General features: G+C 54.4%; 12 protein-coding genes. 10 read left to right on the top strand and 2 right to left on the bottom strand.

What is annotated here, in order from left to right; genetic code table 11:
* Positions 1 to 88: 88 nt before the first annotated feature.
* Genes glgB through glgP form a run of 5 tightly spaced genes read left to right on the top strand, consistent with a single transcriptional unit; the run spans position 89 to position 9,458 of the window.
* Entirely contained in the window at positions 89 to 2,275 is a 2,187-nt protein-coding gene (gene glgB, locus OGV57_RS22025) for a 1,4-alpha-glucan branching enzyme (protein ID WP_016151109.1), read from the top strand.
* On the top strand, positions 2,272 to 4,248 hold the full coding sequence (gene glgX, locus OGV57_RS22020) for a glycogen debranching protein GlgX (protein ID WP_003023487.1): 1,977 nt from the start codon (positions 2,272 to 2,274) through the stop codon (positions 4,246 to 4,248). Before glgB ends, glgX begins: the two co-directional genes overlap by 4 nt.
* Positions 4,249 to 4,262: 14 nt before the next feature.
* Positions 4,263 to 5,558 carry a glucose-1-phosphate adenylyltransferase gene (glgC, locus tag OGV57_RS22015; RefSeq protein ID WP_003023489.1) on the top strand — a complete coding sequence of 432 codons (1,296 nt, stop codon included), beginning with the start codon at positions 4,263 to 4,265 and terminating at the stop codon, positions 5,556 to 5,558.
* Complete coding sequence (gene glgA / locus OGV57_RS22010; protein ID WP_003023490.1) at positions 5,558 to 6,991, top strand: glycogen synthase GlgA; 1,434 nt, start codon at positions 5,558 to 5,560, stop codon at positions 6,989 to 6,991. Before glgC ends, glgA begins: the two co-directional genes overlap by 1 nt.
* 19 nt (positions 6,992 to 7,010) lie before the next feature.
* On the top strand, positions 7,011 to 9,458 hold the full coding sequence (gene glgP, locus OGV57_RS22005; RefSeq protein WP_003023492.1) for a glycogen phosphorylase: 2,448 nt from the start codon (positions 7,011 to 7,013) through the stop codon (positions 9,456 to 9,458).
* Positions 9,459 to 9,548: 90 nt separating this feature from the next.
* Here glgP and glpD read toward each other — a convergent pair whose 3' ends face one another.
* Positions 9,549 to 11,057 (bottom strand): glycerol-3-phosphate dehydrogenase, encoded by a 1,509-nt coding sequence (gene glpD / locus OGV57_RS22000; RefSeq protein ID WP_032950409.1) that lies wholly within the window; start codon positions 11,055 to 11,057, stop codon positions 9,549 to 9,551.
* Between the two features lie 198 nt (positions 11,058 to 11,255).
* Between glpD and glpE the strand changes: the two genes are divergently transcribed.
* The 3 genes from glpE (at position 11,256) to OGV57_RS21985 (ending at position 13,437) form a co-directional block, all read left to right on the top strand.
* Positions 11,256 to 11,582 carry a thiosulfate sulfurtransferase GlpE gene (gene glpE, locus OGV57_RS21995; RefSeq protein ID WP_003023495.1) on the top strand — a complete coding sequence of 109 codons (327 nt, stop codon included), beginning with the start codon at positions 11,256 to 11,258 and terminating at the stop codon, positions 11,580 to 11,582.
* Between the two features lie 170 nt (positions 11,583 to 11,752).
* The gene (gene glpG / locus OGV57_RS21990) at positions 11,753 to 12,583 is read left to right on the top strand and encodes a rhomboid family intramembrane serine protease GlpG (RefSeq protein WP_003023496.1); all 831 of its coding nucleotides are present in this window, start codon (positions 11,753 to 11,755) and stop codon (positions 12,581 to 12,583) included.
* A gap of 95 nt (positions 12,584 to 12,678) precedes the next feature.
* Complete coding sequence (locus OGV57_RS21985) at positions 12,679 to 13,437, top strand: DeoR/GlpR family transcriptional regulator (protein WP_003023499.1); 759 nt, start codon at positions 12,679 to 12,681, stop codon at positions 13,435 to 13,437.
* A 41-nt stretch (positions 13,438 to 13,478) separates the two neighbouring features.
* Here the strand turns inward: OGV57_RS21985 and malT are convergent, their stop codons facing one another.
* Positions 13,479 to 16,184: an HTH-type transcriptional regulator MalT gene (gene malT, locus OGV57_RS21980; protein WP_257663974.1), complete on the bottom strand. Its 2,706-nt coding sequence runs from the start codon at positions 16,182 to 16,184 to the stop codon at positions 13,479 to 13,481.
* A 618-nt stretch (positions 16,185 to 16,802) separates the two neighbouring features.
* Between malT and malP the strand changes: the two genes are divergently transcribed.
* Positions 16,803 to 19,196 carry a maltodextrin phosphorylase gene (malP, locus tag OGV57_RS21975; RefSeq protein WP_054528857.1) on the top strand — a complete coding sequence of 798 codons (2,394 nt, stop codon included), beginning with the start codon at positions 16,803 to 16,805 and terminating at the stop codon, positions 19,194 to 19,196.
* 9 nt (positions 19,197 to 19,205) lie between these two features.
* Positions 19,206 to 21,293: a 4-alpha-glucanotransferase gene (malQ, locus tag OGV57_RS21970; RefSeq protein WP_046671278.1), complete on the top strand. Its 2,088-nt coding sequence runs from the start codon at positions 19,206 to 19,208 to the stop codon at positions 21,291 to 21,293.
* Positions 21,294 to 21,352: the final 59 nt, after the last annotated feature.

Raw genomic sequence — 21,352 nt, 5'->3', positions numbered from 1 at the left:
TGCTGCGCCGTTCAGGTCAAAAAAAGTGTCGCTACCTGATGTCGAAAATCAGTTGGAAGGGGTGACACCATAAAACAGGATGACAACCATGTCCGTTCGTATCGATAGAGACGTGATTAATGCGCTAATTGCAGGCCATTTTGCGGATCCTTTTTCCGTACTCGGTATGCACCAAACTGACGCTGGACTTGAAGTCCGCGCCCTATTACCTGACGCCACCGAAGTGTGGGTGATCGAACCCAAAACCGGACGCAAAGTCGGCAAGCTGGACTGCCTCGACTCTCGCGGTTTTTTCTGTGCAGTACTTCCCCGCCGTAAAAATTTCTTTCGCTATCAGTTGGCCGTTGTCTGGCATGGACAGCAGAATCTGATTGATGACCCTTATCGTTTTGGCCCATTGATCCAGGATATGGATGCCTGGCTGTTATCTGAAGGTACGCACCTGCGACCTTACGAAACGCTGGGCGCGCATGCGGATACCATGGATGGCGTAACCGGCACGCGCTTCTCTGTCTGGGCACCTAACGCTCAACGCGTGTCAGTGGTTGGGCAGTTCAACTACTGGGATGGCCGTCGCCACCCGATGCGCCTGCGCAAAGAAAGCGGTATCTGGGAGCTGTTTATCCCCGGTGCGCAGCATGGTCAGCTGTATAAATATGAGATGATCGATGCCAACGGTAAGCTGCGAATCAAAGCGGACCCTTACGCCTTCGAAGCGCAAATGCGCCCGGAAACCGCGTCGCTTATCTGTGGTCTGCCGGAAAAAGTGGTGCAAAGCGAGGAGCGTAAAAAAGCCAACCAGTTTGATGCGCCAATCTCTATCTATGAAGTGCACCTGGGGTCATGGCGTCGTCATACCGATAACAACTTCTGGCTGAGCTACCGCGAGCTGGCGGATCAACTGGTGCCTTACGCCAAGTGGATGGGCTTTACCCACCTTGAACTGTTGCCGATTAACGAGCATCCGTTCGACGGTAGCTGGGGTTACCAACCTACCGGCATGTATGCGCCGACCCGTCGATTTGGTACGCGCGATGACTTCCGCTATTTTGTGAATGCCGCGCATCAGGCGGGGCTGAACGTCATTCTTGACTGGGTGCCGGGCCATTTCCCGTCGGACGACTTTGGTCTGGCAGAGTTTGATGGCACCAGGCTGTATGAACACAGCGATCCGCGTGAAGGCTATCACCAGGACTGGAACACGCTGATCTACAACTACGGTCGCCGTGAAGTCAGCAACTATCTGGTGGGCAACGCCCTGTACTGGATTGAGCGCTTTGGTATCGACGCGCTGCGCGTGGATGCCGTGGCATCGATGATTTATCGCGACTACAGCCGTAAAGAAGGGGAATGGATCCCAAATGAATTTGGCGGTCGTGAAAACCTCGAAGCCATTGAGTTTTTACGCAATACCAACCGTATTCTTGGCGAACAGGTGCCTGGTGCGGTGAGCATGGCGGAAGAGTCCACTGATTTTGCTGGCGTTTCAAGACCGCAGGACATGGGCGGTTTAGGGTTCTGGTATAAGTGGAACCTCGGCTGGATGCACGACACGCTGGACTACATGAAGCTGGATCCGGTTTATCGCCAACATCACCACGATAAGCTGACCTTCGGCATGCTGTACAACTACACCGAGAACTTTGTCCTGCCGTTGTCGCACGATGAAGTGGTGCACGGCAAGAAATCGATTCTCGACCGCATGCCGGGCGATGCGTGGCAGAAGTTTGCCAACCTGCGCGCCTACTACGGCTGGATGTGGGCCTTCCCAGGCAAGAAACTGCTGTTTATGGGCAACGAGTTTGCGCAGGGACGTGAATGGAACCATGACGCGAGCCTCGACTGGCACCTGCTGGAAGGCGGTGATAACTGGCATCACGGCGTACAGCGTCTGGTGCGCGATCTGAACCTCACCTATCGTCATCACAAAGCGCTGCACGAGCTCGACTTTGACGCCTATGGCTTTGAGTGGCTGGTGGTGGATGACAAAGAACGTTCGGTGCTGGCTTTCGTGCGTCGTGACAAGGTCGGCAATGAAATCATCGTGGTCAGTAACTTTACGCCTGTGCCCCGCCACGGCTATCGCTTCGGTATCAATCAGCCGGGGAAATGGCGTGAGATCCTCAATACCGATTCGATGCATTACCACGGCAGCAATACTGGCAACGGCGGTGCGGTGCACAGTGATGAAATCGCCAGTCATGGTCGTCAGCATTCACTGAGCCTCACGTTGCCGCCGTTGGCAACGATCTGGCTGGTTCGGGAGGGGGAATGACGCAACTGGCAACCGGCAACGCCACCCCCCATGGTGCAACGTATGACGGCCATGGCGTTAATTTTACTCTCTTCTCAGCCCACGCTGAACGCGTTGAATTATGCGTATTTGACGAGGACGGTTGCGAACTCCGCTACGACCTGCCGGGGCGTAGCGGCGATGTCTGGCACGGCTATCTGGCCAACGCCCGGCCCGGTCTGCGCTATGGCTATCGCGTCCATGGCCCATGGCAACCGCAGCAGGGCCACCGGTTTAACCCAGCCAAGCTGCTGCTCGACCCTTGCGCCCGTCGGGTAGAGGGCGAGTTAAAAGATAACCCGCTGCTGCACGGCGGGCTAAATGAACCGGATCACCATGATAATGCCACCATCGCGCTGAAGGGCGTGGTGGTGTCCGACCATTATGACTGGGAGGATGATGCCCCGCCGCGCACGCCGTGGGGCAATACCGTAATTTACGAAGCGCATGTCAAAGGGTTGACGTATTTGCATCCTGACCTGCCGGAAGAGATTCGCGGAACCTACAAAGCGCTGGGTCATCCGGTGATGATCGACTATTTCAAGCGTCTCGGCATTACCGCGCTGGAGCTGCTGCCGGTGGCGCATTTTGCCAGCGAACCGCGACTTCAGCGGCTGGGCCTGTCGAACTACTGGGGCTACAACCCGGTGGCCATGTTCGCGCTGCATCCGGCCTATGCCTGTTCGCCGGAGAGTGCGCTTGATGAGTTTCGCGACGCGGTAAAAGCGCTGCACAAAGCGGGGATTGAGGTCATTCTCGATATCGTTTTGAACCACAGCGCCGAGCTGGATCTCGAAGGGCCTGTCTTCTCGCTGCGCGGAATTGATAACCGTAGCTATTATTGGATCAGGGACGATGGTGATTACTACAACTGGACCGGTTGTGGGAACACCCTCAATTTGAGCCATCCCGGCGTTGTGGAATACGCATGTGAATGCCTGCGCTATTGGGTTGAAACCTGCCATGTAGATGGTTTTCGTTTTGATTTGGCTTCCGTCATGGGGCGTACACCTGCGTTTCGTCAGGATGCGCCGCTGTTTACCGCGATCCAAACCTGTCCGCTGCTCTCACGCGTGAAGCTGATTGCGGAACCGTGGGATATTGGTGAAGGCGGGTATCAGGTGGGGAATTTCCCCCCTCCGTTTGCCGAGTGGAATGACCATTTCCGCGATGCGACGCGACGCTTTTGGCTCCAGCGTAATCTCTCGTTGGGCGAGTTTGCCGGGCGTTTTGCCGCATCCAGCGATGTGTTTAAACGCCAGGGCCGCAAACCCAGCGCCACGGTCAATCTGGTGACCGCGCACGACGGTTTTACGCTACGCGACTGTGTGTGCTTCACAAATAAGCACAATGAAGCGAATGGTGAGGAAAATCGCGACGGCACTAGCAATAACTACAGCGACAATCATGGTAAAGAAGGATTAGGCGGCACGCTGGACCTGATTGAGCGGCGGCGCGACAGCATTCATGCGCTGTTAACCACGCTGTTGCTCTCCCAGGGGACGCCGATGTTGCTGGCGGGCGATGAGCATGGTCATAGCCAGCACGGCAACAATAACGCTTACTGTCAGGATAACGCCTTAACGTGGCTGGACTGGCAACAGGCAAACAGTGGGCTAACCACATTTACCGCCGCGCTGATTCATCTGCGCCGGCAAATCCCAGCATTAACAGGGGATTGTTGGTGGGAAGAGGGCGATGGCAATGTTCGTTGGCTGAATAAGTACGCACAACCCTTAAGTGCGGATGAGTGGCAAAACGGCCCGAGGCAGATGCAAATCCAGCTTTCAGACCGTTTTCTGATTGCAATAAACGCCACGCTTGAGGTGACAGATATCGTTTTACCTGAAGGGGAATGGCATGCCATTCCCCCATTTGCCGGAGAGGATAATCCGGTGCTTACGGCTGTCTGGCAGGGACCTGCGCACGGACTGTGTGTGTTCCAGAGAAGATAAAAAAGGAGTTAGTCATGGTGAGTTTAGAGAAGAACGATCGTGTAATGTTGGCGCGCCAGCTGCCATTAAAATCTGTTGCCCTGATCCTGGCCGGTGGCCGCGGTACCCGCTTAAAAGATTTGACCAACAAACGTGCCAAACCTGCTGTGCACTTTGGCGGTAAGTTCCGCATTATCGATTTTGCCTTATCCAACTGTATTAACTCCGGGATCCGCCGTATTGGCGTGATCACCCAGTACCAGTCCCATACGCTGGTGCAGCATATTCAGCGCGGCTGGTCGTTCTTTAGCGAAGAGATGAACGAGTTTGTCGATTTGCTGCCTGCCCAGCAGAGAATGCAGGGTGAAAACTGGTATCGCGGTACGGCGGATGCGGTGACCCAAAACCTGGACATCATTCGACGCTATAAAGCGGAATACGTGGTGATCCTCGCGGGCGATCATATTTATAAGCAGGACTACTCACGCATGCTGATCGACCACGTCGAGAAGGGCGCGCGTTGCACCGTGGCCTGTATGCCAGTGCCTATTGAAGAGGCCAGCGCGTTTGGCGTGATGGACGTGGACGACACCGATAAAATTATCGAGTTCGTTGAAAAACCCGCCAATCCGCCAGCCATGCCAGGCGACCCGACCAAATCTCTTGCCAGTATGGGGATCTACATTTTCAACGCCGATTATCTGTATGAACTGCTAGCGGAAGATGATCTCGATGAAAAATCCAGTCACGATTTTGGCAAAGACATTATCCCGAAAATCACCGAAGCTGGCATGGCGTATGCACATCCATTCCCGTTGTCCTGCGTGCAGTCTGACCCGGAATCCGAACCGTACTGGCGCGATGTGGGGACGCTGGAAGCCTACTGGAAGGCGAACCTTGATCTGGCTTCGGTGACGCCTGAACTGGATATGTACGACCAGGACTGGCCAATCCGAACGCACATGGAATCGCTGCCACCGGCGAAATTTGTGCAGGACCGTTCCGGTAGCCACGGAATGACGCTGAACTCGCTGGTTTCTGGCGGATGCATAATTTCAGGTTCGGTAGTGGTGCAGTCCGTTCTGTTCCCGCGAGTGCGGGTGAATTCATTCTGTAACATTGATTCGGCAGTGTTGTTACCTGAAGTGTGGGTGGGACGTTCGTGCCGCTTACGTCGTTGCATTATCGACCGCGCCTGCGTTATTCCTGAAGGCATGGTGATAGGTGAAAACGCGGAAGAAGATGCGCGTCGTTTCTACCGTTCAGAGGAAGGCATTGTGCTGGTCACGCGTGAAATGCTGCGCAAACTGCAGATCAAACAGGAGCGATAATGCAGGTTTTACACGTTTGTTCAGAGATGTTCCCCCTGTTAAAAACCGGGGGACTGGCGGATGTTATTGGGGCGTTACCTGCCGCGCAAATTGCGGACGGCGTGGATGCCCGCGTGTTGCTCCCGGCGTTTCCAGATATTCGTCGCGGCATTCCCGATGCACAGGTCGTGACGCGTCGCGATACCTTCGCTGGACGTATCACGCTGCTTTTCGGGCATTTCAACGGCGTGGGTATTTACCTGATTGACGCGCCGCATCTTTACGACCGTCCCGGTAGCCCGTATCACGACACCAACCTGTTCGCTTATACCGATAACGTCCTGCGTTTTGCGTTGCTTGGCTGGGCCGGATGTGAAATGGCCTGCGGCCTTGACCCATTCTGGCGCCCGGATGTGGTGCATGCGCACGACTGGCATGCCGGTCTGGCCCCGGCGTATCTGGCGGCGCGCGGCCATCCGGCGAAATCGGTGTTCACCGTACACAACCTGGCGTATCAAGGCATGTTTTATGCAAAGCATATGGATGACATCCAATTGCCATGGTCGTTCTTTAATGTGCACGGGCTGGAGTTTAACGGCCAGATTTCGTTCCTGAAGGCAGGGTTGTACTACGCAGACCACATTACGGCAGTGAGTCCAACTTACGCGCGGGAGATTACCGAGCCGCAGTTTGCCTATGGTATGGAAGGTCTGTTGCAGCAGCGTCATCGGGAAGGACGGCTTTCCGGCGTGCTGAACGGCGTGGATGAAAAAATCTGGAGCCCGGAAACCGACCTGCTGCTGGCGTCGCGCTATACGCGTGACACGCTGGAAGAAAAGGCGGAGAACAAACGTCAGCTACAGATCGCGATGGGACTTAAGGTTAACGACAAAGTGCCTCTGTTTGCCGTAGTCAGCCGTCTGACCAGTCAGAAAGGGTTGGATCTGGTGTTGGAGGCTCTGCCGGGTCTGTTAGAGCAGGGGGGGCAACTGGCGTTACTTGGCGCGGGCGACCCAGTATTACAGGAAGGTTTCCTCGCCGCGGCGGCGGAACATCCGGGCCAGGTGGGCGTGCAGATTGGCTATCACGAAGCCTTCTCGCACCGCATCATGGGTGGGGCCGATGTGATATTGGTTCCCAGCCGTTTTGAGCCATGTGGCTTAACGCAATTGTATGGACTGAAGTACGGCACGCTGCCGCTGGTGCGGCGCACCGGTGGGCTGGCTGATACGGTCTCTGACAGTTCGCTGGAAAACCTGGCGGACGGTATCGCCAGTGGGTTTGTATTTGAAGATAGTAATGCCTGGTCGCTACTACGTGCGATCCGGCGTGCTTTCGTATTGTGGTCCCGGCCTTCGCTGTGGCGGTTTGTACAACGCCAGGCCATGACCATGGATTTTAGCTGGCAAGTCGCGGCGAAGTCATACCGTGAGCTTTACTATCGCTTGAAATAGATATCCAGGAATCACCTATATGAATGCTCCATTTACTTATGCATCGCCCACACTCAGCGTAGAGGCACTTAAGCATTCTATCGCCTACAAGCTGATGTTCACGATTGGTAAGGACCCGGTCATTGCCAATAAACATGAGTGGCTGAACGCCACGTTGTTCGCGGTGCGCGATCGTCTCGTGGAGCGCTGGCTGCGTTCTAACCGTGCGCAATTATCCCAGGAAACTCGACAGGTTTATTACCTGTCTATGGAGTTTTTGATTGGCCGCACGCTTTCCAATGCACTGTTATCGTTGGGTATTTATGACGATGTCAAAAATGCGCTGGAAGGTATGGGGTTGGATCTTGAAGATCTGATCGATGAAGAAAACGACCCAGGCCTAGGCAACGGTGGCCTCGGGCGCCTGGCGGCCTGCTTCCTGGACTCGCTGGCAACGCTGGGACTGCCGGGACGCGGCTACGGTATTCGCTATGACTACGGCATGTTCAAGCAAAACATTGTTGATGGCCGACAGAAAGAGTCGCCGGACTACTGGCTGGAATACGGTAACCCATGGGAGTTCAAACGCCACAATACGCGCTACAAAGTGCGCTTTGGCGGACGTATACAGCAGGAAGGCAAGAAAACGCGCTGGATAGAAACCGAAGAGATCCTCGCGGTTGCCTACGACCAGATTATCCCCGGTTACGACACCGATGCCACCAATACGCTGCGCCTGTGGAATGCCCAGGCCAGTAGCGAGATCAACCTCGGTAAATTTAACCAGGGCGACTACTTTGCGGCGGTGGAAGATAAAAACCACTCCGAGAACGTCTCCCGCGTGCTCTATCCGGATGACTCCACCTATTCAGGACGCGAGCTGCGCTTGCGCCAGGAGTATTTCCTGGTCTCCTCCACGGTGCAGGACATTCTGAATAGGCATTATCAACTGCACAAAACCTACGATAATCTGGCGGATAAAATCGCCATTCACCTCAACGACACCCATCCGGTGCTGTCGATCCCTGAGCTGATGCGTCTGTTGATTGATGAGCACAAGTTCAGTTGGGATGATGCGTTTGAAGTGTGCTGTCAGGTTTTCTCGTATACCAACCACACTTTGATGAGCGAAGCGCTGGAGACCTGGCCGGTGGATATGCTGGGCAAAATTCTGCCGCGTCATCTGCAAATCATTTTTGAGATTAACGACTACTTCCTGAAAACGCTGCAGGAGCAGTATCCGAACGATACCGGTCTGCTGGGGCGGACGTCGATTATCGATGAATCTAACGGCCGCCGGGTGCGTATGGCATGGCTGGCGGTCGTGGTGAGCCACAAGGTTAATGGTGTGTCTGAACTGCACTCCAACCTGATGGTGCAGTCGCTATTTGCTGACTTTGCGAAGATCTTCCCGACCCGCTTCTGCAACGTTACCAACGGCGTGACGCCGCGTCGCTGGCTGGCGCTGGCTAACCCGCCGCTCTCCGAGGTACTGGATGAGAATATTGGCCGCACCTGGCGTACCGATCTCAGCCAGTTGAGCGAGCTTGAACAGCACTGCGATTTCCCGTTGGTGAACCAGGCGGTACGCCGAGCGAAGCTGGAGAACAAAAAACGTCTGGCCACGCTCATTGCCCAGCAGCTTAACGTGGTAGTGAATCCGAAATCGCTGTTTGACGTACAGATCAAGCGTATTCACGAATACAAACGTCAGCTGATGAACGTGCTGCATGTGATCACCCGCTACAACCGCATTAAGGCCGATCCTGACGCCGAGTGGGTGCCGCGTGTGAATATCTTCGCCGGTAAAGCGGCTTCGGCCTATTACATGGCGAAGCACATCATTCATCTGATCAACGATGTCGCGAAAGTGATCAATAACGATCCGCAAATTGGCGACAAACTGAAAGTGGTGTTTATCCCCAATTACAGCGTCAGCCTGGCGCAGGTGATAATTCCTGCTGCCGACCTGTCTGAGCAGATTTCACTGGCCGGGACCGAAGCCTCCGGGACCAGTAATATGAAATTTGCGCTGAATGGCGCGTTGACCATTGGTACGCTGGATGGTGCCAACGTCGAGATGCTGGAACATGTGGGCGCAGAAAATATCTTTATCTTTGGTAATACGGCGGAAGAGGTTGAAGCCTTGCGTAGTCAGGGCTATAAGCCGCGTGAATATTACGAGAAAGACGAGGAGTTGCACCAGGTGCTGACGCAGATCGGCAGCGGTGTATTCAGCCCAGAGGAGCCGGGACGCTATCGCGACCTGGTGGACTCATTGATCAACTTTGGCGACCACTATCAGGTGCTGGCGGATTATCGCAGTTACGTTGATTGTCAGGATAAGGTTGATGAACTGTATCGTCACCCGGAAGAGTGGACTACCAAGTCGATGATTAATATCGCCAACATGGGTTACTTCTCATCGGACAGGACGATCAAAGAGTACGCCGAAAACATCTGGCATATTGATTCGGTGCGGTTGTAAAACACGAGGCCGGGGGCGCTGCGCTTGCCCGGCCTACGTTTATGCACTTTTGTAGGCCGGATAAGGCGTCGCCGCCATCCGGCATTTTTATCAGGACGCCAGCGACAGCTGGTGCTTCTCAATGTATTCTGCCAGCCACTGGGTCATGCGCGACTGCTGCTCAGCGTTCAGCCACATACCTTCTTTCGTGCGACGCCACAACGCATCTTCTGCACGACGAACCCATTCGTGATCGACCAGATATTTCAGCTCGGCTTCATAAAACTCATGGCCAAAGTCTTCACCTAACTCGGCAAGCGAGGTGGCTTCGCCGATGACCCATTCGGTGTTGCTGCCGTAGGTGCGAGAATAATGGCGCGCCAGCGACTCGGTCAGGAACGGGTAGCGACGGCGCAGTTTGGCCGCGTAGTCTTCGCGATCGCCGCCAATGTCACCGCCTGGCAGAATGCACTCTTTGGTCCACGCTGGGCCGATGCCCTGATAGTACGACGCCAGTTTTTCCATCGCATGTTCAGCCAGCTTACGATAGGTCGTCAGCTTACCGCCAAAGACCGACAGCAGCGGCGCTTTGCCGTTTTCGTCGTGGATATCCAGCGTGTAATCACGGGTGATTGCCTGCGGTGAGTCAGACTCGTCATCGCACAGCGGACGCACGCCCGAGTAAGTCCAGACGATATCATCACGGCCCAGCTGCTTCTTAAAGTGCGCGTTGTAAACCTTCAGCAGGTAATTGATCTCGCTTTCATCAATTTTCACCGCTTTCGGATCGCCTTTGTATTCAACGTCTGTCGTCCCGATGATCGAGAATTCGTCCATCCATGGGATAACAAACACAATGCGTTTATCTTCGTTTTGCAGAATATAAGCTTGCTTCTGGGTATGGACGCGCGGCACCACGATGTGGCTGCCTTTAATCAGGCGAATACCGTACGGCGATGGCAGGTGCATACCGTCGTCAAAGAACTCTTTCACCCACGGACCGGTGGCGTTGACTAGGCCACGCGCCTGCCAGGTGTGTTTTTTGCCGGTATCGATATCTTCAGCTTCAACAATCCACAAACCGTTTTCACGGCGAGCAGAGGTGGCGCGAGTGCGGGTTAATACTTCTCCGCCTTTGCGTACGACCATTTGGGCGTTTGCCAAAACCAGTCGTGCATCGTCTACCCAGCAGTCAGAATATTCGAAACCGCGCACAATCTCAGGTTTCATTACAGAATCTGCGCCAAAACGCAAACCGATAGAACTTGGCAAACTGGTGCGTTTGCCCAGATGATCGTACATAAACAAACCAATGCGGATCATCCACGCCGGACGCAGGTGCGGGCGGTGGGGCAGACGAAAGCGCATCGGGAAGGCGATGTGTGGTGCCATTTTCAACAGCACTTCACGTTCGGCCAGCGCTTCGCTCACCAGACGAAATTCGTAGTGTTCCAGGTAGCGCAGGCCACCGTGGATGAGTTTGGAGCTAGCGGAAGAGGTGGCGCAGGCTAAATCCTGCGCTTCCAGCATCAGCACGGATAAACCGCGTCCAGCGGCATCTGCCGCGATACCGGCACCGTTGATGCCTCCTCCTATCACAATCAGATCTTTGGTTTCCATGCTGGCCTCTCGCACTTTCGTTATAGCTCATTAATGTTCGTTATCGAGCATAATAGCAAAGAATCGCGCCATTGGTAACATCGGATAAACAATTTACAGTGATACATATAACATTATGGCGTTTAACTGCCGTCGGGACGTACACTAAGCAGTAACATGTCCGAAAAGCGTCACCTGCCATAAAAAGAAGAGAGAGCAATGGATCAGTTTGAATGTATTAATGTCGAAGAAGCGCATCAGAAGCTGCATCAGGGGGCGGCGGTGTTAGTGGATATTCGCGACCCGCAAAGCTATGCAATGGGCCATGCCCCACAGGCATTTCATTTGACGAACGACACGCTGGGATCATTTATGCGCGAGCATGATTTCGACACTGCCGTGTTGGTGATGTGTTATCACGGCAACAGCAGTAAAGGCGCGGCGCAATATCTTCTGCAGCAGGGCTATGACGCGGTTTACAGCGTTGACGGCGGCTTCGATGCCTGGCATCGACATTTTCCGGCAGAAGTGGCATACGGTTCGTAAGGCTATACCCAAATTAATTCGAGTTGCATCGCGACGGCGACGCAGCGAATCTCCGGGAGCGTACGAACAGTACGTGACCGGAGTGAGCGAGGAAAGCCAACAAAGATGCAGCTCGAAGTAAGAAGGGTATATATACTGTCCTCTTTTGTGTGGAATAAGCGACAGCAACCATGTTGATGATTACCTCTTTTGCTAACCCCCGCGTGGCGCAGGCATTTGTTGATTATATGGCGACACAGGGCGTTATCCTGACGATTCAACAACATCAGCAAACGGATGTCTGGCTGGCGGATGAGTCCCAGGCTCAGCGCGTGCACGCTGAACTGGTGCGGTTTCTGGAGAATCCGGGCGATCCGCGCTACCTCGCAGCAAGCTGGCAGTCGGGTCAGACCGACAGCGGTCTGCGCTACCAACGTTATCCGTTCCTGGCCACATTGCGCGAACGCGCAGGTCCGGTAACCTGGTTGGTGATGGCCGCGTGTGTGTTGGTGTTTATCGCGATGAACGTGCTGGGCGACCAGGCTGTGATGCTCTGGCTGGCATGGCCGTTTGACCCTTCACTGAAATTTGAATTCTGGCGTTATTTCACCCACGCTTTTATGCACTTCTCGCTGATGCATATTCTGTTCAACCTGCTGTGGTGGTGGTATCTCGGCGGTGCGGTTGAAAAGCGTCTGGGCAGTGGAAAACTGATTGTTATTACCGTGATCAGCGCCCTGTTGAGCGGCTATGTTCAGCAGAAATTTAGCGGCCCGTGGTTTGGTGGATTGTCTGGCGTGGTGTATGCGCTGATGGGCTACGTGTGGTTGCGCGGCGAGCGCGATCCGCAGAGCGGTATTTTCCTGCAGCGTGGTTTGATTATCTTTGCCTTGATCTGGATTGTTGCCGGCTGGTTTGATCTATTCGGCATGTCGATGGCGAATGGTGCTCATATCGCCGGGTTGGCCGTGGGTTTGGCAATGGCGTTTGCCGATACTATAAATGTACGAAAACGAACTTGATTCAAGTTTTGTGGTGCCGGAAGGCGGTGTGCGTTTGGACCAATTTGTAGGCCGGATAAGCGTCAGCGCATCCGGCAAAATTTCAGGGAACAATAATGAAGCAAACACAACGACATGACGCGATCATCGAGCTGGTAAAAAAACAGGGATACGTCAGTACTGAAGAGCTGGTGGAGCATTTCTCCGTCAGCCCGCAGACGATTCGCCGCGATCTCAACGATCTGGCCGATCAGAACATGATTTTGCGCCATCACGGCGGCGCGGCGTTGCCATCCAGCTCGGTTAACACCCCGTGGCATGACCGTAAAGCAACGCAGACGGCGGAAAAAGAGCGCATTGCTCGCAAAGTTGCCACGCAGATCCCGAACGGTTCTACGCTGTTTATTGATATCGGAACCACGCCGGAAGCGGTGGCTCACGCGCTGCTCAATCACAGCAATTTACGCATTGTGACCAACAACCTCAATGTGGCGAATACGCTGATGGCGAAAGAGGATTTCCGCATAATCCTCGCCGGTGGCGAACTGCGTAGCCGCGACGGCGGTATTATGGGCGAAGCGACCCTCGACTTTATTTCTCAGTTCCGTCTGGACTTCGGCATCTTAGGCATCAGCGGTATCGACAGCGATGGTTCGCTGCTGGAATTTGATTATCACGAAGTTCGCACCAAACGCGCGATCATTGAGAATTCACGTCATGTGATGCTAGTGGTGGACCACTCGAAGTTTGGGCGTAACGCGATGGTGAATATGGGCAGCATCAGCATGGTGGATGCGGTGTATACCGACACGCTGCCGCCTGCTGGTGTGATGCAGGTGATTGCTGACCATCATATTCAGTTAGAGCTGTGCTAAGGTAATTCCAGGCCTGATAAGCGTCGCGTATCAGGCATTAACTAAACGCCGTATCCCATCATTTTCAGCAGCTTCTGCGCATGTTGCACCGCATCCTGGCGGTGTGCGACGCCGAGCTTTTGGTACAAATTGCGGATGTGCGTCTTGATGGTCGTTGCCGCGACGGCCAGCTCTGCGGCGATCTGCTCGTTGCTGTAGCCCGAATAAATTAGTCCCAGAACCTGCCATTCGCGCTGGGTCAGCGGGCTGGTGCGGATAAGCTCCGGTACTTCCGGGTGAGTCAGCAGACGCTCAACGAACCCTTCATCGAAGTGGGCGAATTTATGGCGATGATGCTGGTTAATTTCACGCAAAATGCGCTGGGCGCGGTGCTGATCGAGTTCCGGTAAGGTATTGAGCTGAATCAGCTGGCGCAGTTGTTGCGCCATGGCCTCGCCTTCGATAACAAAGTGGCTGATAAACCCGGTGCGGTTCGCCAGCTGTAGGGCCTCGAGTAACACACGCTGGGCGTCATTTTTGCGCCCTGCCTGCCAGTAGAGCTGATTAAGCAGCAGCAGGTTACGGTTCAGATCGCTCATCAGGCGCAGATTGCGTGCATTTTCATTCAACTCTTCCAGCACAATTTCAGCCGGCTCAAACTCACCCAACAGGATTTGCGCGCGAGCGATGTTGCGCCACTGGCTTTGCAGGAAGTGGTTATTGGCGAATTCTGGTTTCGGCGTGTGGCGCAGCCAGTTGGCGGCAGAGTTTTTGTCGCTCACCATTTGCCAGTAAATCACCCGCACCTTATCGGCGTTGGAGATCCAGTCGCTGTGATAGTGACCGTTGCCCAGCAGGTTTTCCAGACGGTTGAGCAGGCTGCGAGCGTTATCAAGATCGCCCCGCGCAAGTGAACACTGAACCAGCAGCGTCAGACACTGTAGCTGTTGCTGCGGCTGGAAAGTGGAAAGCAGTTCAATACCGCTACGGGCAGAGGCTTCTGATTCATCCAGACGCGCCCATGCCCACAGTAGCTGCGCACGAATGCGCACCAGGAACTCGTGCATTGGCAGCTGTTCCAGGTGCTGCTCTTTGATCAGCTGGAACGCTTTTTCCTGAGTCTCCCAGGCGGCCTGTAAAAAGCCTTGGGCAAACAAAATTTCGCTTTGCTGGATAAGGCTCCACAGTGCGTAATGCCAGACGTCATGATGACGTGCCATTTGCTCGGTTTGCTGCATTAACGCCAGAGAGCGCGTGAGATCGCCCTTACAATGCAGGACTTCGCCGTGCACCGAGGTGGCGACGATACGACTATAGAACCAGGCGATGGGTAATTCATCCAGCGCCAGTTTTGCCAGGCGTTCGGCTTCGTCAGGGTTGCCATCGTTAATCGCTACCTGCGCCCGTAAAGCGTTGAATTCGGCGTGCAGCGTTGGCTCCATGTCGCCTTTTATTTCCTGCTCTGCGCGCGCCAGCAGGGTGTTAACCTCTCCGTAGCGGTGCTGGCTCTGCATCAGCCAGGCCTGTAGCAGAACCAGACGCGGATTTTCCAGCAGGCTTTCCCACGGCAGGGCTTTCAGCGACTCTTCCAGTAACGTCAGCTCGCTGTGGTTAAACAGTCCCCACGCATGATTAAGCAGGATATCGCGCAGCATATGGGCGTCACCGGCCGCCAGCGCGTGGTGGATAGCTTCGCTGGGGAAGCCTTGCGCCATCCAGCTTTCGGCGGCGGCGCGGTGTATTTCGGGCAGTTCGTTCGCCAACTCCCATTGGCAGCGCTGGCGTAAAAAGCTGCCAAACAGCGGGTGATAGCTGAACCACTCGCCAACGTCATCCATCCGCTGCAGGAATAACCCCTGGCGCTCAATTTCTTCCAGTCGCATCTGGCCATTTTCTTCCCCGGTAACGCGGACGATCAGCGCATCGTTCATGGAACGCAGAATGGCGCTTTTCAGCAGGAAGTGACGGGTGCCGAGGTCGACGCTGTCCAGCACTTCATCAACCAGATAATCGGACAAATGGCTGGCGTTGATCCCGGCGAGGCGTCGTGCCGACTGGTGAGCAGAGTTATTGTTCTGGCGGGCGGAAAGGGCGAGCAGCTGTAACGCTGTGGCCCAGCCAGCAACGTCATCGCACATCCGGCTGCTTTCTGCCGCTTCAATGGGAGAGGACAAACGTCGGTCGAAAAATTGTTTGGCTTCCTGATGGTTAAAGGCCAGCTGTTGGCTGCCTATTTCCAGCAGTTGATCGCGTACCCGCAGGTTGGCAATACCCAACTGCGGCAGGTTGCGCGACAGTACGACCAGCGTGAGGTTTTCAGGTTGGTGGCGCAGGAAGAAACGCATCGCTTCGTGAATAGCCGGATTGGAGATCAGATGATAATCATCCACCACCAGGTAGAGCGGACGGTGCCACTCGGCCAGTTCGATAAATAGCTGGGCAAACAGTGACGTCAGACTGGCGTACTGGCGCTTTTGCACCATCGCTTCGCTGGTGGTGCAATGTCCACCCGTTGCCTGTTGGATGGCGGCGATCAGATAGCTGGCAAAGCGCTCTTGTTGATTATCGCCTTCATCCAGAGAGTACCAGCCTAAGTCGTTCTTCCCCGCCGCCCATTGTGAAACCAGCGTTGTTTTTCCATAACCAGCAGGACTTGTTATCAGGGCAAGCCTGAAATTGTTCACGCCGGAAAGTTTAGCCAACAGGCGCTCACGAACCACCGTATGGTCGAGTCGAACCGGACGACTTAATTTAGACGGAATCAACATAAGTTAGTCACTTCACTGTGTGAAAATAGGGAAGAATGATTTTTTTTGCGCTTCGTAATTAATAGATATAAGGTCGGCCAGATTGGTGTTTTATGCAAGCTAAGCGGACTTTTTGTGTGTCTGATTTTGCACTATGTCACAAATCTATACATCTATTGCAATAATTGTTTTAAAGAGTCGCAACAGGCGTGGCGACTGGATCCGTTGTAATTTTTAATGTGTCGGAAAATCCCTCTGTTTTTATATAGTTACTCAGGCGACTAATCAAAATCGACGAATTTTGTGGCCGACTTAAAATTTTTATGTGAATTATCTTACCCGGCATAGATATTTCAGGTTAGAAACTATTTCTCTATTTACATTTTGTTTCTCATCGTCACTCCATTATTTGAGATTGTCGATTAATCCTTTGTTATTAATGCGTCATCCAAAGGGCGTTATGCACGGTTTGCGCGAATTTACGGGTGATTACGCCCCCTTTAAGTGGCGGAGATCACACTTTTATGCTCATCCCCGCTCCTCCTCCCTCCCTAATCCGTGCCAGGATGAGGAATGTCAACAACGAGCCAGGCAAACTAGCGATAACGTTGTTTTATTACCTAAGGATCTGGAACCCCTATGTCACAGCCTACTTTCAACAAAGATCAATTTCAGGCTGCCCTGACGCGTCAGTGGCAGCGCTTCGGTTTACTGTCGGCTCAAGAAATGACGTCGCGCCAGTGGTGGCAGGCAGTGAGTGGGGCGTTGGCTGAGTTACTCAGCGCCCAGCCTGCGGTGAAACCGGCAAAAAATCAGCGTCACGTTAACTACATCTCGATGGAGTTTTTGATTGGCCGTCTGACCGGCAATAACTTACTCAACCTCGGCTGGTATCAGGAGGTGAGCGATGAGCTGAAAGCACATGACGTCAACCTGACCGACCTGCTGGAAGAAGAGACCGATCCGGCGTTGGGTAACGGTGGATTGGGACGCCTGGCAGCCTGCTTCCTCGATTCGATGGCGACTGTCGGCCAGTCGGCGACGGGGTATGGCCTCAACTACCAGTACGGCCTGTTCCGTCAGTCCTTTGCCGATGGGCAACAGATGGAAGCCCCGGATGACTGGCATCGTGGCAGCTACCCGTGGTTCCGTCACAACGAGGCGCTGGATGTGCAGGTTGGGATTGGCGGCAAGGTCAGCAAAGAAGGCCACTGGGAGCCTGGTTTTACCATCACCGGTCAGGCCTGGGATCTGCCAGTTCTCGGCTACCGTAACGGCGTAGCGCAACCGCTGCGTCTGTGGCAGGCCAGCCACGCGCATCCGTTTAACCTGACCAAATTTAACGACGGTGATTTCCTGCGCGCAGAGCAGCAGGGCATCGACGCCGAAAAACTGACGAAAGTGCTGTACCCGAACGATAATCACACCGCGGGTAAAAAGCTGCGCCTGATGCAGCAGTACTTCCAGTGTGCCTGTTCTGTAGCTGACATTCTGCGCCGCCATCATCTGGCAGGGCGTAAACTGCATGAGCTGGCTGATTTTGAAGTTATTCAGCTCAACGATACTCACCCGACCATTGCCATTCCTGAGCTGCTGCGCGTGCTGATTGATGAGCACCAGATGAGCTGGGACGATGCGTGGGCCATTACCAGCAAAACCTTTGCTTACACCAACCACACCCTTATGCCAGAGGCGTTGGAGTGCTGGGACGAGAAGCTTGTGAAAGCGCTACTGCCGCGCCATATGCAAATCATCAAAGAGATTAACGAGCGCTTTAAGACGTTGGTCGATAAAACCTGGCCGGGTGATGCTGAAGTCTGGGCGAAGCTGGCGGTGGTGCACAACAAACAGGTGCGCATGGCTAACATGTGCGTGGTCAGCGGCTTTGCTGTTAACGGTGTGGCGGCGCTGCACTCCGATCTGGTGGTGAAAGATCTGTTCCCTGAATACCACCAGCTCTGGCCGAACAAATTCCATAACGTCACCAATGGGATTACCCCACGTCGCTGGATTAAGCAGTGCAACCCGGCGCTTGCCGCACTGCTGGATAAAACGCTGAAAAAAGAGTGGGCCAACGACCTCGACCAGTTGATTAACCTGGAAAAATATGCCGACGACGCGAAGTTCCGTCAGCAGTATCGCGACATCAAGCTGGCGAACAAAGAGCGCCTGGTGAAGTTTATTAAAGCGCGTACCGGTATTGAAATAACGACTAACGCTATCTTTGATATTCAGATTAAACGTCTGCATGAATACAAGCGTCAGCACCTCAACCTGCTGCATATTCTGGCGTTGTACAAAGAAATCCGTGAGAACCCGCAGGCAGATCGCGTGCCGCGCGTATTCCTGTTTGGCGCAAAAGCTGCTCCAGGTTACTACCTGGCGAAAAATATCATCTTCGCCATCAACCAGGTTGCACAAACTATCAATAACGACCCGAAAGTTGGCGACAAGCTGAAGGTCGTCTTCCTGCCGGATTATTGTGTTTCGGCGGCGGAAATGCTGATCCCGGCGGCGGATATCTCTGAGCAGATTTCAACCGCAGGGAAAGAGGCTTCCGGTACCGGTAACATGAAGCTGGCGCTGAATGGTGCGTTAACCGTTGGTACGCTGGATGGCGCAAACGTCGAAATCGCCGAGAAGGTGGGTGACGAGAATATCTTTATCTTTGGTCATACCGTGGAAGAGGTGAAGGTGCTCAAAGCCAAAGGCTACGACCCGGTGAAATGGCGTAAAAAAGACAAAGTGCTGGATGCTGTCCTGAAAGAGCTGGAAAGCGGGAAATACAGCGACGGCGACAAGCATGCCTTTGACCAGATGCTGCACAGTATCGGCAAGCAGGGCGGCGACCCGTATCTGGTGATGGCGGACTTCGCGGCCTACGTTGAAGCTCAGAAGCAGGTTGACGTGTTGTATCGTGACCAGGAAGCCTGGACCCGGGCGGCGATTCTGAATACCGCACGTTGCGGCATGTTCAGCTCGGATCGCTCCATCCGCGATTATCAGGCTCGTATCTGGCAGGCGAAACGTTAAGGAATCGCGATGGAAAGCAAACGTCTGGATAATGCCGCGTTGGCGGCGGGGATCAGCCCCAATTACATTAATGCCCACGGTAAACCGCAGTCTATTGGTGCCGAAACCAAACGGCGTTTGCTTGACGCCATGCATCGCACCACCGCTGCCACTCAGGTGGCGGTAACTCCGGTGCCGAATGTCATGGTCTATACCGCCGGTAAGAAAATGCCGCTGGCGGTTGAGGGAAGCGGAGAGTTTAACTGGCTGCTGACCACCGAAGAGGGCGTGCAGCACAAAGGGCATGCCGTCGGCGGTAAATCTTTCACTCTTCCGGCGAAGCTGCCGGAGGGGTATCACACGTTGACCCTGACCCAGGGCGAGCTGCGTACCCATTGTCGTATCATCGTGGCGCCAAAGCGCTGCTATGAACCGCAGGCGCTGTTAGCCGGGCAGAAGCTGTGGGGCGCATGCGTTCAGCTCTACACCCTGCGATCAGAAAAGAATTGGGGGATTGGCGACTTTGGCGATCTCCGCGCCATGCTGGTCGATGTGGCGCAACGCGGCGGCGCATTTATCGGGCTTAATCCTATTCACGCGCTGTATCCGGCTAACCCGGAGAGCGCCAGCCCGTACAGCCCGTCTTCACGCCGCTGGTTGAACGTGATTTATATTGATGTGAACGCCGTAGACGATTTCCGCCTGAGTAAAGAGGCGCAGGCGTGGTGGCAGAAACCCGCGACTCAGCAAGCTCTGCAACGTGCGCGCGATGCCGAGTGGGTTGATTATTCTGCCGTTACTGCACTGAAGATGACGGCGCTACGTATGGCGTGGAAAAGCTTCTCTGTACGTGATGATGAGCAGATGGCGGCCTTTCGCCAGTTTGTGTCTCAGGAAGGGGACAGCCTCTACTGGCAGGCAGCCTTTGATGCGCTGCATGCGCATCAGGTGAAAGAGGACGCATTGCGCTGGGGATGGCCGGTGTGGCCGAAAGCTTTCCAGTCAGTGGACTCGCCAGAGGTAAAACGCTTCTGCGAAGAACATCGTGACGATGTGGATTTCTACCTGTGGTTACAGTGGCTGGCGTATACCCAGTTTGCTGACTGCTGGAAAACCAGCCAGAGTTTTGCGATGCCGATTGGACTGTATCGCGATCTGGCGGTTGGCGTGGCCGAAGGTGGGGCGGAAACCTGGTGTGACCGCGAGCTGTATTGCCTGAAAGCCTCGGTTGGTGCGCCGCCGGATATTCTCGGTCCACTCGGACAAAACTGGGGGCTGCCGCCGATGGATCCGCACATCATTACGGCACGCGCCTACGAACCGTTTATCGAGCTGCTGCGTGCCAATATGCAGAACTGCGGTGCGCTGCGTATCGACCATGTTATGTCGATGCTGCGTCTGTGGTGGATCCCCTACGGTGAAACTGCCGATCACGGTGCTTACGTGCACTATCCGGTCGATGACCTGCTTTCAATTCTGGCGCTGGAGAGTAAACGTCATCACTGCATGGTAATTGGTGAGGATCTGGGTACTGTGCCGGTGGAGATCGTCAGCAAGCTGCGCGACAGCGGTGTGTACTCCTACAAAGTGCTTTATTTCGAGAATGACCATGAGAAAAATTTCCGTACGCCGAAAGCGTACCCGGAACAATCAATGGCAGTCGCGGCGACGCATGACCTTCCTACGCTTAAAGGTTATTGGGATAGCGGCGATTTGACGCTGGGTAAAGCACTGGGCCTGTATCCGGATGAAGTCGTGCTGCGCGGGCTGTATCAGGACCGAGAGCTGGCGAAACAGGGGCTGCTGGACGCGCTGCACAAATATGGCTGCCTGCCAAAACGTGCCGGTCACAAGGCATCCCTGATGTCGATGACGCCGATTCTTAATCGCGGCATGCAACGCTACATCGCTGACAGCAACAGTGCGCTGCTGGGCCTACAACCGGAAGACTGGCTGGATATGGCTGAACCGGTCAACATTCCGGGGACCAGCGACCAGTACAAAAACTGGCGGCGTAAGCTCACCGCCACGCTGGAGCAGATGTTTGCCGATGAGAGAGTGAATAAGCTGATTAAGGATTTGGATAAGCGGCGAAAAGCGGCCGCGAAGAAGAAGTAGTGTTATTTTGCCGGATGGCGACGCAGAGTGCGTCTTATCCGGCCTACGATGACAGCGGT

It is taken from the genome of Citrobacter sp. Cf087, from assembly GCF_030334285.1.
GTDB lineage: Bacteria > Pseudomonadota > Gammaproteobacteria > Enterobacterales > Enterobacteriaceae > Citrobacter > Citrobacter freundii.
This window is presented reverse-complemented; position numbering and strand designations above follow the sequence as displayed.

What these genes read in the sequence shown, in the direction of transcription:
- malP (WP_054528857.1), top strand. Translation starts at nt 16,803, where the DNA reads ATGTCACAGCCTACTTTCAACAAAGATCAATTTCAGGCTGCCCTGACG.
- glpE (WP_003023495.1), top strand. Translation starts at nt 11,256, where the DNA reads ATGGATCAGTTTGAATGTATTAATGTCGAAGAAGCGCATCAGAAGCTG.
- glgX (WP_003023487.1), top strand. Translation starts at nt 2,272, where the DNA reads ATGACGCAACTGGCAACCGGCAACGCCACCCCCCATGGTGCAACGTAT.
- glgB (WP_016151109.1), top strand. Translation starts at nt 89, where the DNA reads ATGTCCGTTCGTATCGATAGAGACGTGATTAATGCGCTAATTGCAGGC.
- glgC (WP_003023489.1), top strand. Translation starts at nt 4,263, where the DNA reads ATGGTGAGTTTAGAGAAGAACGATCGTGTAATGTTGGCGCGCCAGCTG.
- malQ (WP_046671278.1), top strand. Translation starts at nt 19,206, where the DNA reads ATGGAAAGCAAACGTCTGGATAATGCCGCGTTGGCGGCGGGGATCAGC.
- glgP (WP_003023492.1), top strand. Translation starts at nt 7,011, where the DNA reads ATGAATGCTCCATTTACTTATGCATCGCCCACACTCAGCGTAGAGGCA.
- OGV57_RS21985 (WP_003023499.1), top strand. Translation starts at nt 12,679, where the DNA reads ATGAAGCAAACACAACGACATGACGCGATCATCGAGCTGGTAAAAAAA.
- malT (WP_257663974.1), bottom strand. Translation starts at nt 16,184, where the DNA reads ATGTTGATTCCGTCTAAATTAAGTCGTCCGGTTCGACTCGACCATACG.
- glpG (WP_003023496.1), top strand. Translation starts at nt 11,753, where the DNA reads ATGTTGATGATTACCTCTTTTGCTAACCCCCGCGTGGCGCAGGCATTT.
- glpD (WP_032950409.1), bottom strand. Translation starts at nt 11,057, where the DNA reads ATGGAAACCAAAGATCTGATTGTGATAGGAGGAGGCATCAACGGTGCC.
- glgA (WP_003023490.1), top strand. Translation starts at nt 5,558, where the DNA reads ATGCAGGTTTTACACGTTTGTTCAGAGATGTTCCCCCTGTTAAAAACC.